Genomic DNA, 12713 nt, shown 5'->3' on the forward strand with positions numbered 1-12713 from the left:
GCGACGGCTCCCCGGTACGCTGACCGGAGCATGTCGATCTCCCGCCGCACCCTCCTCGCCGCCTCCGCGTCGGGGCTCTCGCTCCTCGGGCTCGCGGCGTGCACGCGGACGACCCCCGCCCCCGCGACGCCCCCGGCCACGCCGCCCGGCACGTCGACCCCCGGCCCCACGCCGACGATCACCGCGGCGGGCGTGCCCGAGCCCGTCGCCTTCGCGCGCTCCGACTGGTCGGGCGATCCCTTCGCGCGCGGGGCCGGCAGCTACCTGCGTCCGGGCGCGACCTCGGCCGACCGCGATGCGCTCGCCCGTCCCGTGGCCGACCGCCTCTTCTTCGCGGGCGAGGCCACGAGCGCGGACCGTCCCGGCACGGTCGCCGGCGCGCACGCGTCCGGGCTGCGTGCCGCCGCCGAGGTCCAGCGGGCGGGCGCCGGATCCGAGCGGATCGCCGTCGTCGGCGCCGGCATCGCGGGCGCGGCCGCCGCCCGCGCCCTCCGCGACGCGGGACACGACGTCGTCCTCGTCGAGGCGCGCGCGGACCTCGGCGGCCGGATCCGGGCGGTCACCGGACCCGACTGGCCCCAGCCCGCGGAGCTCGGCGCGCTCTGGATCGCCGCCGACCCCGACGGCGCCCTCCGCGACGCCGTCGAGGCGGCGGGCCTCTCCCGCTACGGGCTCGCGCTCGTGGCCGAGGACCGCGGCCCCGACGGGAAGGTGCTCGAGCCCTCGACCGCCGGATCCGACGCCCTCGCCGCCGCGCGCACCTGGGCGCGCACCCGGTCGGCCGATGCGAGCGTGTCCGCCGCCCTCCTCGCCACCGGCGGCGACGCGCTCGCGATCGAGGGCGGAGCGGCCTCGCCGGCCTCGCGCCTCGCGGGCCTCCTCGCCACCGACGTCGCCATCGCGCACGGCGCGGCGCCCGGCGACCTGTCCGCGGCCCACGGCCTCGACGAGCCCGCGCCGGTCGCCAACGTCGCCGTCACCGGCGGGTTCGCGGGCCTGGTGCAGCACCTCCTGCGCGACCAGCGGATCGACGTGCTCCGCGAGTCCACCGTCTCGCGCATCTCCTACGGGAACGGGCGCGTGGGCATCCGCCTGGGATCGGGCGAGTCGCTCTCCGTCGACCGCGTGGTCGTCACGGTCCCGCTCGGCGTGCTGCAGGAGGGCGCCATCGCCTTCGACCCGGCGCTCCCCGCGGCGCACGACACGGCCATCCGGGCGCTCGGGGCCGGCCGCGCCGACCGCGTGTGGCTGCGATTCCGCGAGCCGTTCTGGTCGACGACCGCCACCGTCTGGACCTCGCACGACGCGGGCGGCAGCCACACCCGCTGGTACAACCTGCTGCCGATCACGGGCGAGCCCGTCCTCATGGCCGAGGTCGGGGCCCAGGCCGCCGAGCGGGTCGCGCGGATGGACGACGCGACCCTGCGCGAGGCGGCGCTGCGGACGCTCGCGCCCTTCGCCGATCCGGCGCTCGTCGCGGACGGCACGGCCACGCAGACGCCCGCGCCCGACGGCAGCGCGACCCCGGCGTCCTAGGCGGGACCGGACGCGTCGGCGGCCCGCGCCGACGCGTCGCGACGCTCCTCGGCGTCGGCGAGCTCGCGTCGGCCGGCCGCGACGGCGGAGGGCAGGAGCATGTCCAGGGGCGTGCCCAGCAGGAGCTGCGCCGTCGACTCGTCGGTGTCGAGCAGGGCGCGGATCCGGGCCACGGCGTCCGCGGCGGACGCCGCCCGGGCGAGCTCCCCGGCGAGCGCCACGAGCGCGTCGCCCGCGGCGGTCCGCGCCCGCAGCCACGCGATGGTCGCCTCGCGGGAGCGACGCACGGCGTCGGCGTCGTGCCGCGGCACCCGCGCGACGGCGGCGCACCGGCGCGCGATCATCTCCGCCGTGATCGTCACGCGGAGAGGCTCGGCGGCGCGGACGTGCGGGCTGATCAGGACCGCGTGCACGTCGTGCGGGCCGGGCTCCAGCTCCGCCCAGTCGCCGTCGGGGATCGAGACGGGGACGCGCGTGCGATCGCCGGGGTCGAGCGCCACCGCACGCCGCGGGCCTCCCGCGAACGCGAACGCGATCCCCGGCGGTGGTGCGCCCGGGGCCGTGATGGCGCCGAAGGCGAGCAGCGACTCGCCCGTCGGGATCCAGCGCGCGTCCCCTTCGTTCACCACGTCGACGACGACCGCCTCCGGGTCGCCGTCGCGCGTCATGACGGTCGGCCAGCGCAGCTCGAGGCCGTGGCCGCTCGGACCGGCGTCGCCGGGCGGTCGCGCGTCGGGGAGGGTCACCGTCCGATGCTCGCACGGCGGCGCCGGGCCGGGTCGGACGCGTCGTCGGGCGACCCGTCGTGCTCCGCCGGGGCGTCGGCGCGACCGGGGTCGGCCGGGGCGTCCGCCGTCCCGTCGGCCCCGCGGTCGCGCGATGCCGTCCGTCCGTGCGCCGAGGGCCCGTCCGCCGGCCGGATCCGGCTGAGCGCGACGACCACGGCCGTGATCGCCGCGAGCACCCCCGCCACGAGCGCGAACCAGGCCGCGATGCCGACCGGCACGCCGACCTGCGCCGGGTCCATGAAGAAGTACGGGTACCAGCCGACGCGCGGCCCGCGCACCTCCGTGAACGCGCACCACGCCACCGGGTACGCCATCGCCCAGCCCACGGCCGGCCAGGGGACGCGCGGGCGACCGGGTGCGAGGGTCCAGTCGAGGAGCGCGTAGGCCGGCAGCACGAAGTGCAGGAGCCGGCTCGACCACGGCACCTCGACGTGGTACGACTGCGCGCTCGACTCCAGCACGATGAGCCCGAACACGACGCCGGAGACCACCATGTAGCTGACGACGATCGCGCGGACGGCCGCCATCAGCCGCGGCTCGACCCCGCCGCGGAGGGCGTGCACGCCGGAGGCGGCGAGCACGACGACCCCGGCCATGCCGCTCTGCGTCGTGAAGTAGCTGAACCAGTTGGCCGTCGCGAAGCTCGTGAAGCCCTGCACGTAGTCGAGGTCCCCGGCGAGCGCGATCGCGCCCACCACCGCGGCGATGAGGCGCACGGCACCGAGGATCCTCTGCACGGCACTCCGATCGCGGCCGACTCGAGGCTGCCCGGCCGCATCCAGTCTACGAACGCGAGTCTCACGATCGCCTCCGCGCCCTCGCGCGCCGCGGCCGGGGACGGCAGGATGACGCGCATGAGCCCTTCATCGAGATCCACCACCCAGCAGGTGCAGTTCGGGTCCTTCGGCGGCGTCGACGTCCTCGAGGTCGTCGACGTCCCGCGTCCGTCGCCCGGACCCGGCGAGGTCCTCGTGGAGGTGTTCGCGGCGGGCATCAACCACATCGAGGCGTACATCCGCCAGGGCCGGTTCCCCGACGAGGTGCCGACCGCGTTCCCCAACGGGCAGGGCAGCGACTTCGCCGGCTGCATCGCGGCCGTCGGCGAGGGCGTGACCCGGTCCAAGAAGGGGCAGGACGTCCTCGGCCACACGGTCATGGCCGCGCACGCGACGCACGTGGTCGTGCCCGCGGGCAACCTCGTGCTGAAGCCCGCGCAGCTCCCGTGGGAGATCGCGGGCGGCCTCTTCCTCGCCGGGCTCGTGGCCCACGACGTGCTGCACGCCGTCACGGTGGGCGAGGGCGACACCCTCGTCGTCACCGCGGCGGCCGGCGGCGTCGGCAGCATCCAGGCGCAGCTCGCGATGCGGCGCGGCGCCCGGGTCATCGGCACGTGCGGTGAGCGCAACTTCGACTACCTGCGCCAGATCGGCGTCACGCCCGTCGTCTACGGCGACGGCCTGGCCGACCGGATCCGGAAGGCGGCCCCGAACGGCGTGCAGGGCTTCGTCGACAACTTCGGCGGCGGCGAGCACGTGGCCGAGGAGCTGGGCGTCGCGGGCAAGCGCTTCAGCTCGAGCGACGACCGCCGGGAGCTCGAGCTCGAGGCCGTGCTGCCGCCCGTCGAGGAGGACGACGTGCACCGCTCGCGCACGCTCGCCACGGTCGCGGAGCTCGCCGCCAAGCGCGAGGTCGACGTGCTCGTGTCCGGCTTCTACCCGCTCGCGGAGGTGCAGGACGCGTTCGACGACCTGGAGCGTCGGCACGCGCGCGGCAAGATCGTGCTCGGCATGCGGCCCGTGCACTACCCGGGCGACCGCCGCAGCACGGCGAAGGCGCGCGACGTGGCAGAGGGGCGCGCCTGACCCGGATCCCGGAGACCGGGACGCCGGGCGACGCCGCCGATCGCGGTTCCGTCGCCCGGTGCTCCGGCCCGGAGCCCCGCTCGGCGGGCGTCGTCAGCGGGCGACGACCTCGGCGGGCTCCGGCTCCGCGGGGCGCTCGATGTGGGCCTCGCGCCAGAGCAGCAGGTCGCGGACGGCGGGGGACTCGTCGCACTCGAGCAGCGCGACCGCTGCCGACGGTGTCGCGTCGTTGACGGCGAGCCAGGAGCGCACGCGCTCCGAGGTGTCGCCCACGAGCACCGTCAGCACCTCGGCGGGCGCGACCGGGTTGCGCGCGAGGCAGGCGCGGACGCCCTCGTCGGCGTCGTGCGCGAGCGCGTGCTGCACGTCGAGCGGCGCGTGGCGGCTGCTGGCGACGCTCTCGCGCACCTTGGGGTCGCGGTGCTCGGCGAGCAGGCGCAGGCGGCGGATCTTGCTGGGGGTGACCTCGGGCGCGGGATGCAGCGCGGCGGCCTCCTCCGCGGTGAGGACGGCGGGCGCGGTCCGGTGCAGGGCCTCGAGCTGCGCGGCGGTGGTGAACCTGATGCACGACATGCCCCGACGCTATCGAAGGAGCGCGTGAGATGGTGGGGCCATGACCGCCGAGCGCCCGCCCGAGCCCCCGCGCGGGGTGCCCCGAGACAGCGGCGACGCCTGGGTCGAGAGCCCCGAGGGCCAGCGCTACTGGGGCGCGTTCGGGGCGGCGGGCCTGCTCGTGCACGATCCCGACCGCGGCGTGCTCCTGCAGCACCGGGTCGCCTGGAGCCACCACGGCGGCACGTGGGGGTTGCCCGGAGGCGCCCGCCACGCGGGCGAGTCCGCGGTCGACGGCGCCGCGCGCGAGTCGGCGGAGGAGGCGGGCGTGCCGCCGGCGGGGATCCGCCCGCTGCTCGCGACCGTGCTCGACCTCGGCTTCTGGAGCTACACGACCGTCACCGCGCGCGTCCTCCGGCCCTTCGCGCCCCGCGTCGCGGACGCGGAGAGCATCGAGCTGCGCTGGGTGCCCGTCGACGAGGTCGACGCGCTGCCGCTGCACCCGGGCTTCGGCGGATCCTGGCCGATGCTGCGCGGGGAGCTCGCGCGGGACGTGACGCTCGTGGTCGACACCGCGAACCTCCTCGGCTCCCGGCCCGACGGGTGGTGGCGCGACCGCGCGGGATCCACGTCCCGTCTCCTCGCCGGGCTCGACCTGCTCGCGCGCGACGGCCTGCCCGCGGACGACCTCGGCCTGCCCGGCGCCGTGCGCTGGCCGGACGTCGTCGCGGTCGTGGAGGGCCAGGGGCGCGGCGCGTCGCTTCCCGCGGCACCCGTCGCGGATCCGGGCGGGCCCACCCTGCGCGCGCCCGGCGTGGCCGTGGTCGCCGCCCCGGCCGACGGCGACGCGGAGATCGTGCGCGTCGTCGGGGCGGCCCGCGACGCCGGACGCGAGGTCGTCGTCGTCACGGCGGACCGCGGGCTCGTCGCGCGCGTCGAGGGGCTCGGCGCGCGCGTGACGGGGCCCGGTCGGATCCGCGCGCTGCTCGACGCGCGCGCGGACCGCGACGCGGACTAGCGGCTCAGCCCGCCAGGGCCGCGAGCGGCGGCGCCGGCACGGCAGCCGTCAGGGCGTCCGTGATCCCGGCCCGCCAGAGGGCGTGCAGCGCCTCCGCGGTCGGCCGGTCGCGCGCCGCCAGCACGCCGCCGGACGCGGGGAACAGCGTGTCGTCGCCGTCCGCGTCGAGCACCACGCCGCCCGCCTCGCGCACGATGAGCGTCGCCGCGAGGTGGTCGACCGGCCCGAAGGACCCGATCACCGCGCCCGCGCCGTGCCCGAGCGCGATGCCCGCGACCGTGAGCGTGCCGGATCCCATGACCCGCATCGTGCAGAACCGGTCGGCGAGCGCCGCGAGCAGCGGCAGCATCCCCGGCCACGGCGCGTGCCCGGCGAGCTCCGTGCTCACCATGCGGCCCCGCAGCGGATCGGCGTCGGGCGCGACCCCGTGCGGCGTCGCCGCGAGGTCGATACGTTCCCCGTCGCACCAGGCGCCCTCGCCCGCGGCGGCTTCCACGACCGTGCCGCGCCACGGATCCGCGACGATCCCCACGACGGGCGTCCCGTCCACGACGAGCGCGAGCGAGAAGCTCGTCCAGGGCACGCCGTTGGCGAGGTTCGCGGTGCCGTCGACGGGGTCGAGGTACCAGCACGGGCGGCCGGGCACGGCCTCGCCGCCGTACTCCTCGCCGACCAGCACGTGGTGCGGGAACTGCGCGCCGATCACGTCGCGCACGTCGCGCTCGACGGCGCGGTCGATCTCGGTCACGTGATCGGCGGGGTTGGCCTTGGTGTCCACGTCGCCCACCTCGTGCGAGCGGACGCGCTGCACGGCCCACCCGGCGAGGTCGCGCGCGACGGCCCGGGCGCGGATCCGCTCGGCGGCGGGCGACCCGGCCTCCGCGGCACCGGCCTCGCTGCGCGCGAGCACCTCGAGGAGGAGCGGCAGCCGGTTCGTGGTGATGGCGTCCACCCCGATGGAGGCGAGCCACGCCATCTGCTCGGGCGCGTCGACCGTCCACGCCGCGACGCGGGCGCCCTGGGCGTGCACCGCCTCGACGAGCGCGCGGCCCACGAGGAGGTGCGGCATGTTGACGACGGCGGGCCGGAGCTCCGCGAGCTCGCCCGCGGTCGGCGGCACGGCGTCAGCCCAGGGCAGCCAGATCACGGCGTCGGCGTCGAGCGAGCGGATGACCCGCATGCCGCCGAGGTGCCCGCACCAGGCGACGCGCGGCGTGCGCGGCGCCCGGGCGACGACCGCGTGGGCGGCGGCGGCGGGATCCGGCGACGCCATGTCGATGACGAGCTCCACGTCGGTGCCCGCGAGCAGCTCGAGCGCCTCGGCGAGGAGCGGGATCCGCAGGTCGCCGCCGCCGAGATCGCGGACGACGGCCGCGTCCACGTCCGCGACGCGCGCGTCGAGGCCCCACAGGCGCTCGAGCGTCGCGTCGTGCACGAGCACGACCTCGCCGTCGCGCGTGACCTGCACGTCGACCTCGACGGTCGTCGCGCCGGACTCCGTGGCCGAGCGGATCGCGGCGAGCGTGTTCTCGCGGTGCCGGGAGGAGTCGCCGCGGTGGGCGGTCGCGGTCGTCATCGGATCTCGTCCGATGCCGTCGTCGCGGTCGAAGCCGGGGTGCCGGCGGTCGATCCCACGAGCGTGCCGCCGCGGTAGTGCCGGACGTCCCGGAGCGTCACCGTGCCGCCGTCGCCCACGGAGGGCGCGACGCCGGTCGTGAGGGCACGCACCTCCACGCCGCCCGCGTCGAGCACGAGCTCCTGGAAGTGGCCGTGCGGGAGGACCCGGCGCACCACGACGGAGGTCGCGTCCGCCTCCGAGCGCGGACCGCGCGGCGCGAAGGCGACGTCCTCGGGACGCACCGCCCACACGTCGGGGTCGGCGGAGGTGGGCGCGAAGGCGACGGGTGCCTCGGCGCCGACCGTCTCCGGCGTCGTGCCCGACAGGCGCGGCGCGGGCAGCAGGTTCATGCTGCCGATGAACGACGCCACCACGAGCGTCCGCGGGTGCGCGTACAGCTCGGTCGGGGCCGACACCTGCTCGATGCGGCCCTGGTGCATCACGGCGACGCGGTCGGAGATGGCGAGCGCCTCGTCCTGGTCGTGCGTGACCATGACGGTCGTGATCCCCAGGCGCTGCTGGATGTCGCGGATCTCCTCGCGCACCTTCACGCGCAGCTTCGCGTCGAGGTTCGACAGCGGCTCGTCGAGGAGCAGCAGGTCGGGCTCCTGCACGATGGCGCGGGCCAGGGCCGCGCGCTGCTGCTCACCGCCCGAGATGTGCGCGGGACGCGAGTGCGCGTGGTGCGCGAGGTTCACGGTCTCGAGGGCGGCCATCACCCGACGGGCGATCTCGTCCTTCGGCAGCTTCCGGAGCGTCAGCGGGAAGGCGACGTTCTTGAAGACCGTGAGGTGCGGCCACAGCGCGTAGTTCTGGAACACCATCGCGCTCGGCCGCTTGTCGGGGCCGGACGCGGTCACGTCGCGGCCGCCGATCACGACGGAGCCGCGGTCGGGCTCGAGGAACCCGGCGATCATCCGGAGCGTCGTGGTCTTGCCGCAGCCGGACGGGCCGAGGAGCGCGACGAGCTCGCCGCGCGCGACGTCGAGGTGGAGGTCGTCGACGATGGTGCGGCCGCCGAGGTCCTTGGAGAGGCCGGCGACGACGAGGCCCGACGCCGGACGCGTGCCCGTGCCGTCGTCGTGGGGGAGCGGCGCTGTCGCCGTGGTGGGGGATGCGGATGCGGACATGACCGGCCTAACGGATCTGGAAGCCCTCGGCCAGACGCCCGCCCATGATGTGGCGGCGGGCGAGCAGGAGGAGGGCGACGGAGGGCAGGGAGAGGAGGATCGAGAACACCGCGGCGACCTGCACCGGGTGGTTGAGGACCAGCGAGTACATCTCGGTCGGCATCGTCATGTAGACCGGTGCCCCCACGAGGTACGTGCCCTGGGCCTCGTCGAACGCGGCGAGGAACGACATGAGCACGGCGACGAGGATCCCGGGCAGCGCGAGCGGCAGCGTCACGTGCAGGAAGGTCCGCACGCGTCCGGCGCCCGCGTCGCGCGCGGCCTCCTCGAGGGAGCGCGGCACGGCGCTGAACGCGGCGGCCGGGATCCAGGTCATGAAGACCACGGTGCCGATGAGCTGCACGATGACGATGCCCGTCACCGTGTTCATCAGGTGCAGCCCGTAGAAGAGCGACGCCATCGAGACGAAGAGGCCCATCTTGGGGAACGCGTTGGTCGCGAAGAGGCCCACCAGCAGGATCCGCCGCCCGGGGAACTGGAACCGCGAGAACGCGTAGGCGGCCGGCAGGCACACGAGCGCCGAGACCAGCACCGTGATGGGCGCGAAGTACAGCGAGTTGCGGACGGCCGCGCCGAGCTCGGCGTCCGAGAACACGACCTGCCACCAGTCGAGGGTGAGGCCGGCGGGGAGGAGGCTCGGGTAGTCCCACGAGGTCGCGAACGCGTGCGCCGCGAGCCACAGCAGCGGCCCGAGGACGAAGACGGCGACGACCGCGAAGAGCGCGGCCTGGACCCCGCCGCGGGCGGAGAGGAGCGCGCGCATCAGACCCGGCCCTCCGCCTTCGCGGAGCGGAAGTTCGCCCGCACGTAGAGGAACGCGATCCCCGACGCCAGGACGAACACCACGATGGCCATGACGATGGACTGCTGCGGGTGGTTGAAGCCCGTGAAGTACTTCGAGATGTCGACGCCGAGCATGCTGGGCGCGTTCGGTCCCGTGAAGTACGGCACCGTGAAGGAGCCGAGCACGCCGATCGCCGTGAAGGTCGTCGCGATGACGAGCGGGATGGCGGCGAGCGGCACGAGCACGCGGGTGACGATCGCCCAGGTGGACGCGCCGGCGTCGCGCGCCGCCTCGATCATGGCGTCGGGGATGCCCTGCACGCCCGAGGTGGCCATGAGCGTGGCGAAGGGGAGGCTCGTCCAGACGGATCCGATGACCACCGCGACCGTCGTGTAGCCCCACGTCGGCCCCTCGAGGCCGATGAGCGCGAAGACCGTGCGCACGAACCCGTCGCCCGAGTAGAAGGTGAGGATCGCCCACGACGCGATGACGACGGGGATGAACAGCGGGATGACCGCGAGCCCCGCGAAGAGCGTCGCGAGCCGGCCGCCGCGGAGGCGGAGGTTGAGCGAGATCGCCAGGGCCAGCGCGATCACGATGGCAGTGGAGACCACCGTGACGACGACGGTCACGCCGAGGTCGCGCAGGAAGCGCGGGTCCTGGAACACGTCCGCGTACGCGTCGAGCGTGCCCCACCAGTCGGTCGCGGTCCGCGTGCCGAGGCCGATGGACGCGATGGTGCTGTTGAGCCCGCCGGTGTGGCCGAGGCTGAACCCGATGGCGAGCACCACCGGGATCCCGACGAACACGGCGAGCAGCAGCGCGGGCGGGAGGGCGAGCGCGAGGCCGATGCCGGCGCGGCGCGCGCCCGGGGACACCCGGGTCGCGCGCCGTGCGGGGGCGACCGGCGCGGCGGGGGCCGACTGCCGGATCGCCGTCACTGGCCGGGCACCTTCTGGTCCCAGAGGTTCGCCATGTCCGACGCCATCTTGCTGTTGTAGCCGGGGCGCAGCTCGGTCGGGTCGGCGGACGCGAACTGGGCCTTGAGGTCCTCCGGCACCTGGTCGAGCGCGATCACGGGGTAGCCCGCGATGGTGCTCGCGACGACGGCCTGGCCCTCCGCGGAGAGCACGTAGTCGGCCAGCTTCTGGGCGACGTCCGCGTGCGCGGCCGTCTTCGGGATGCCGAGGAAGGACGCGTGGCCGGTGAAGGCCGGGTTCGAGATCTGCGCGTACTTCACCGTGGAGGGCAGCGTGCCGGACTTCTGCGCGGTGATGACCTGGTCGCTCCAGACGGGGGCCATCTCGATGGCGCCCGTGCCGAGCAGGTCGAGCACCTGGTTGTTGCCGTTCGGGTACACCCCGCCCTGGTACATGGCGGGGTCGAGGCTCTTCAGCTGGTCGAAGCCGGCGTCCCACGCGCCCTCGAGCGACTGGTCGTAGCCGGTCGTCATCTTCTCCCGCGTGGCGTCGTCGAGGTGGGAGTCGAGCACGGTCGTGACGAACGCGCTGCCCGAGCCGCCCGTCGCGGGCGAGTTGTAAGCGAACTCGCCCGGATTCGCGGTGATCCACGACAGCAGCTCGTCGAGGGTCTTCGGCGGCGTCGACACCTTGGTGGAGTCGTAGGCGAGGAGCACCGAGGACGCGCGGTAGGGGATCCCGAAGCCGCCGCCGGCCTGCACGGTCGCGTCGGGCACGGTGGCGAGGTTCGGGATGGTGCCGGCGGAGACGGGCGCGAGGAGCCCGCCGGTGCCGGCGGCCGCCGTGAAGCCCGCGTCGATGAGGTCGTAGCCGGGGTCGGATCCGCCCTGCACCGAGCTCGTGAGCGTCGCCATGGTCTGGGCGTCGTGCTCGCCGTGGAGGTCGAGGGTCGTGGTGACGGAGGCGCCGGGGTTCGCCTTCTCGAACGCGGGGATGATCCCGTCGTCCCAGAGGGCCTTGACGTTGGTGTCGCCGGAGATGAAGACGCGGGCGCTGCCCGAGGCGTCGGTCACGGCGTGGTTCTGGGCCTGGGCCTCGCTGCTCGTGGTGGGCGCGCAGCCGGCGAGCGCGACGGCGGCGGACGCGGCGGCGGCGAGGGCGAGGAGGTGACGGCGGGGGATCACGGGTCGGGTGTCCTTCTGCTCGGGGGACGATGCGGATCGCATCGTTTCGATGGTGCGGCCCGCTGGTGGCCCGGACGTGAACGGAACGTTGCGATCCGGCTCCCCGAGGGCGAACGTGCGCGCCGGGGAGCGGGCCGTCAATAAGGTGAGCGGCATGAGGAGGAACTCACCCCGCAGCTCCGTGACGCTCGCCGACGTCGCCGCCCTCGCGGGGGTCTCGACCTCCACGGCGTCCCTCGCGTACCGCAGCACCGGGTCCATCACGCCGGCCACGCGCGCCCGGATCCTGCGCGCCGCCGCGGAGCTCGGCTACGCGGGCCCGGATCCGATGGCCCGCTCGCTCAAGAGCGGGCGCTCGGGCATCGTCGGCGTCGTGGTGGCGGGCAGCATCCGGCGCGCGTTCCAGAACCCCGTCGCCCTCGCGACCATGGCTGGCCTCTCGGAGGCGCTCGACGAGCTCGACGTGGGGCAGCTGCTCCTGCCCGGCCGCCGCGAGCCGCACGCCGGGGCCGCGCCGCTGCTCGAGGGCATGCCCGTCGACGCCGTCGTCTTCCTCACCCGCGGCGAGGAGGTCGACGCGCTCCTGCCGGGCCTCCGTGCGCGCCGCATCCCCATCGTCGGCGTCGAGGGGCCGCACGGCGACGGCGTCGCCGTGGTCGACATCGACGACGCCCGCGGCATGGGCGAGCTCGCGCGGCACGTACGCGCGCTCGGCCACCGCCGCGTCGGCGTGCTGATGCGCACGACGCGCATCGAGGAGGACGGCCCGCCCGGACCGGTCGTGCCCGTCGGCCAGGGCCTCGAGGAGATCGTCAACCGCACCATCCGCGAGCGCCTCCGCGCGGCGCGCAGCGTCTTCCCCGACGCGGTCCGCGTGGAGGCCGGCGGACGTGACCTCGACGCGGGCGAGGCCGCGGCGGGCGTGCTGCTCGACCTGCCGTCGCCCCCCACGGCGATCCTCGCGCAGAACGACATGCTCGCCGCGAGTGCCCTGCAGGCGGCCGCCGCGCGCGGTCTCCGCGTGCCGGAGGACCTCACGGTCACGGGCTTCGACGGCGCCGACCTGCCCTGGCTCGGCCGCCGCCTCACCACCGTGGAGCAGCCGCTGCACGACCGCGGCCTGCACGCGGGGCGCATGGTGGGCGAGCTGCTCGCGGGGCGCGCGGCCGCGGACGTGGTGCTCCCGGTCCGCCTGCGCACGGGCGAGACCGCGGCCGCGCCCGCCTGAGCCGCGGGGCACGGGGCACGCCGCGGGGCGGGC

Annotated in this window: 12 protein-coding genes; 4 read left to right on the forward strand and 8 right to left on the reverse strand. The window is 75.7% G+C overall.

What is annotated here, in order from left to right; translation table 11 throughout:
- The first annotated feature begins 30 nt into the window (after positions 1-30).
- The gene (locus PED38_RS13590; protein WP_270981696.1) at positions 31-1536 is read left to right on the forward strand and encodes a flavin monoamine oxidase family protein; all 1506 of its coding nucleotides are present in this window, start codon (positions 31-33) and stop codon (positions 1534-1536) included.
- Here the strand turns inward: PED38_RS13590 and PED38_RS13595 are convergent.
- Entirely contained in the window at positions 1533-2282 is a 750-nt protein-coding gene (locus PED38_RS13595) for a hypothetical protein (RefSeq protein ID WP_270981698.1), read from the reverse strand. The genes PED38_RS13590 and PED38_RS13595 overlap by 4 nt on opposite strands.
- Positions 2279-3061, reverse strand: a complete 783-nt coding sequence (locus tag PED38_RS13600; RefSeq protein ID WP_270981699.1) for a Pr6Pr family membrane protein — start codon at positions 3059-3061, stop codon at positions 2279-2281. Before PED38_RS13600 ends, PED38_RS13595 begins: the two co-directional genes overlap by 4 nt.
- Before the next feature lie 117 nt (positions 3062-3178).
- Here PED38_RS13600 and PED38_RS13605 point away from each other — a divergent pair, with 117 nt between their 5' ends.
- On the forward strand, positions 3179-4186 hold the full coding sequence (locus tag PED38_RS13605) for an NADP-dependent oxidoreductase (RefSeq protein ID WP_270981700.1): 1008 nt from the start codon (positions 3179-3181) through the stop codon (positions 4184-4186).
- Between the two features lie 93 nt (positions 4187-4279).
- Here the strand turns inward: PED38_RS13605 and PED38_RS13610 are convergent, their stop codons facing one another.
- Complete coding sequence (locus PED38_RS13610) at positions 4280-4759, reverse strand: hypothetical protein (protein WP_270981702.1); 480 nt, start codon at positions 4757-4759, stop codon at positions 4280-4282.
- A gap of 40 nt (positions 4760-4799) precedes the next feature.
- Here PED38_RS13610 and PED38_RS13615 point away from each other — a divergent pair, with 40 nt between their 5' ends.
- A complete protein-coding gene (locus tag PED38_RS13615; RefSeq protein WP_270981703.1) occupies positions 4800-5756 on the forward strand; it encodes an NUDIX domain-containing protein in 957 nt (318 codons plus the stop codon).
- Between the two features lie 4 nt (positions 5757-5760).
- Here the strand turns inward: PED38_RS13615 and PED38_RS13620 are convergent, their stop codons facing one another.
- The 5 genes from PED38_RS13620 to PED38_RS13640 are packed head-to-tail and all read right to left on the reverse strand — an operon-like array spanning position 5761 to position 11494.
- Complete coding sequence (locus tag PED38_RS13620; protein WP_270981704.1) at positions 5761-7332, reverse strand: inositol monophosphatase family protein; 1572 nt, start codon at positions 7330-7332, stop codon at positions 5761-5763.
- Complete coding sequence (locus tag PED38_RS13625) at positions 7329-8504, reverse strand: ABC transporter ATP-binding protein (protein WP_270981705.1); 1176 nt, start codon at positions 8502-8504, stop codon at positions 7329-7331. Before PED38_RS13625 ends, PED38_RS13620 begins: the two co-directional genes overlap by 4 nt.
- 7 nt (positions 8505-8511) lie before the next feature.
- Positions 8512-9327, reverse strand: coding sequence for an ABC transporter permease (locus PED38_RS13630; protein WP_063072147.1), 816 nt, complete (start codon positions 9325-9327; stop codon positions 8512-8514).
- Positions 9327-10289: an ABC transporter permease gene (locus PED38_RS13635; protein ID WP_063072146.1), complete on the reverse strand. Its 963-nt coding sequence runs from the start codon at positions 10287-10289 to the stop codon at positions 9327-9329. Before PED38_RS13635 ends, PED38_RS13630 begins: the two co-directional genes overlap by 1 nt.
- On the reverse strand, positions 10286-11494 hold the full coding sequence (locus PED38_RS13640; protein WP_270981707.1) for an extracellular solute-binding protein: 1209 nt from the start codon (positions 11492-11494) through the stop codon (positions 10286-10288). Before PED38_RS13640 ends, PED38_RS13635 begins: the two co-directional genes overlap by 4 nt.
- 112 nt (positions 11495-11606) lie before the next feature.
- On the opposite strand from PED38_RS13640, the gene PED38_RS13645 reads away from it, so the two are divergent.
- Complete coding sequence (locus PED38_RS13645; protein WP_063072145.1) at positions 11607-12680, forward strand: LacI family DNA-binding transcriptional regulator; 1074 nt, start codon at positions 11607-11609, stop codon at positions 12678-12680.
- The last annotated feature ends 33 nt before the right edge of the window (positions 12681-12713 follow it).

It is taken from the genome of Clavibacter sp. CT19 (assembly GCF_027858075.1).
Taxonomy (GTDB): Bacteria; Actinomycetota; Actinomycetes; order Actinomycetales; family Microbacteriaceae; genus Clavibacter; species Clavibacter tessellarius_A.

Coding starts and splice junctions, on each gene's coding strand:
- PED38_RS13590 (WP_270981696.1), top strand. CDS start 31: ATGTCGATCTCCCGCCGCACCCTCCTCGCCGCCTCCGCGTCGGGGCTC.
- PED38_RS13605 (WP_270981700.1), top strand. CDS start 3,179: ATGAGCCCTTCATCGAGATCCACCACCCAGCAGGTGCAGTTCGGGTCC.
- PED38_RS13610 (WP_270981702.1), bottom strand. CDS start 4,759: ATGTCGTGCATCAGGTTCACCACCGCCGCGCAGCTCGAGGCCCTGCAC.
- PED38_RS13615 (WP_270981703.1), top strand. CDS start 4,800: ATGACCGCCGAGCGCCCGCCCGAGCCCCCGCGCGGGGTGCCCCGAGAC.
- PED38_RS13620 (WP_270981704.1), bottom strand. CDS start 7,332: ATGACGACCGCGACCGCCCACCGCGGCGACTCCTCCCGGCACCGCGAG.
- PED38_RS13625 (WP_270981705.1), bottom strand. CDS start 8,504: ATGTCCGCATCCGCATCCCCCACCACGGCGACAGCGCCGCTCCCCCAC.
- PED38_RS13630 (WP_063072147.1), bottom strand. CDS start 9,327: ATGCGCGCGCTCCTCTCCGCCCGCGGCGGGGTCCAGGCCGCGCTCTTC.
- PED38_RS13640 (WP_270981707.1), bottom strand. CDS start 11,494: ATGCGATCCGCATCGTCCCCCGAGCAGAAGGACACCCGACCCGTGATC.
- PED38_RS13645 (WP_063072145.1), top strand. CDS start 11,607: ATGAGGAGGAACTCACCCCGCAGCTCCGTGACGCTCGCCGACGTCGCC.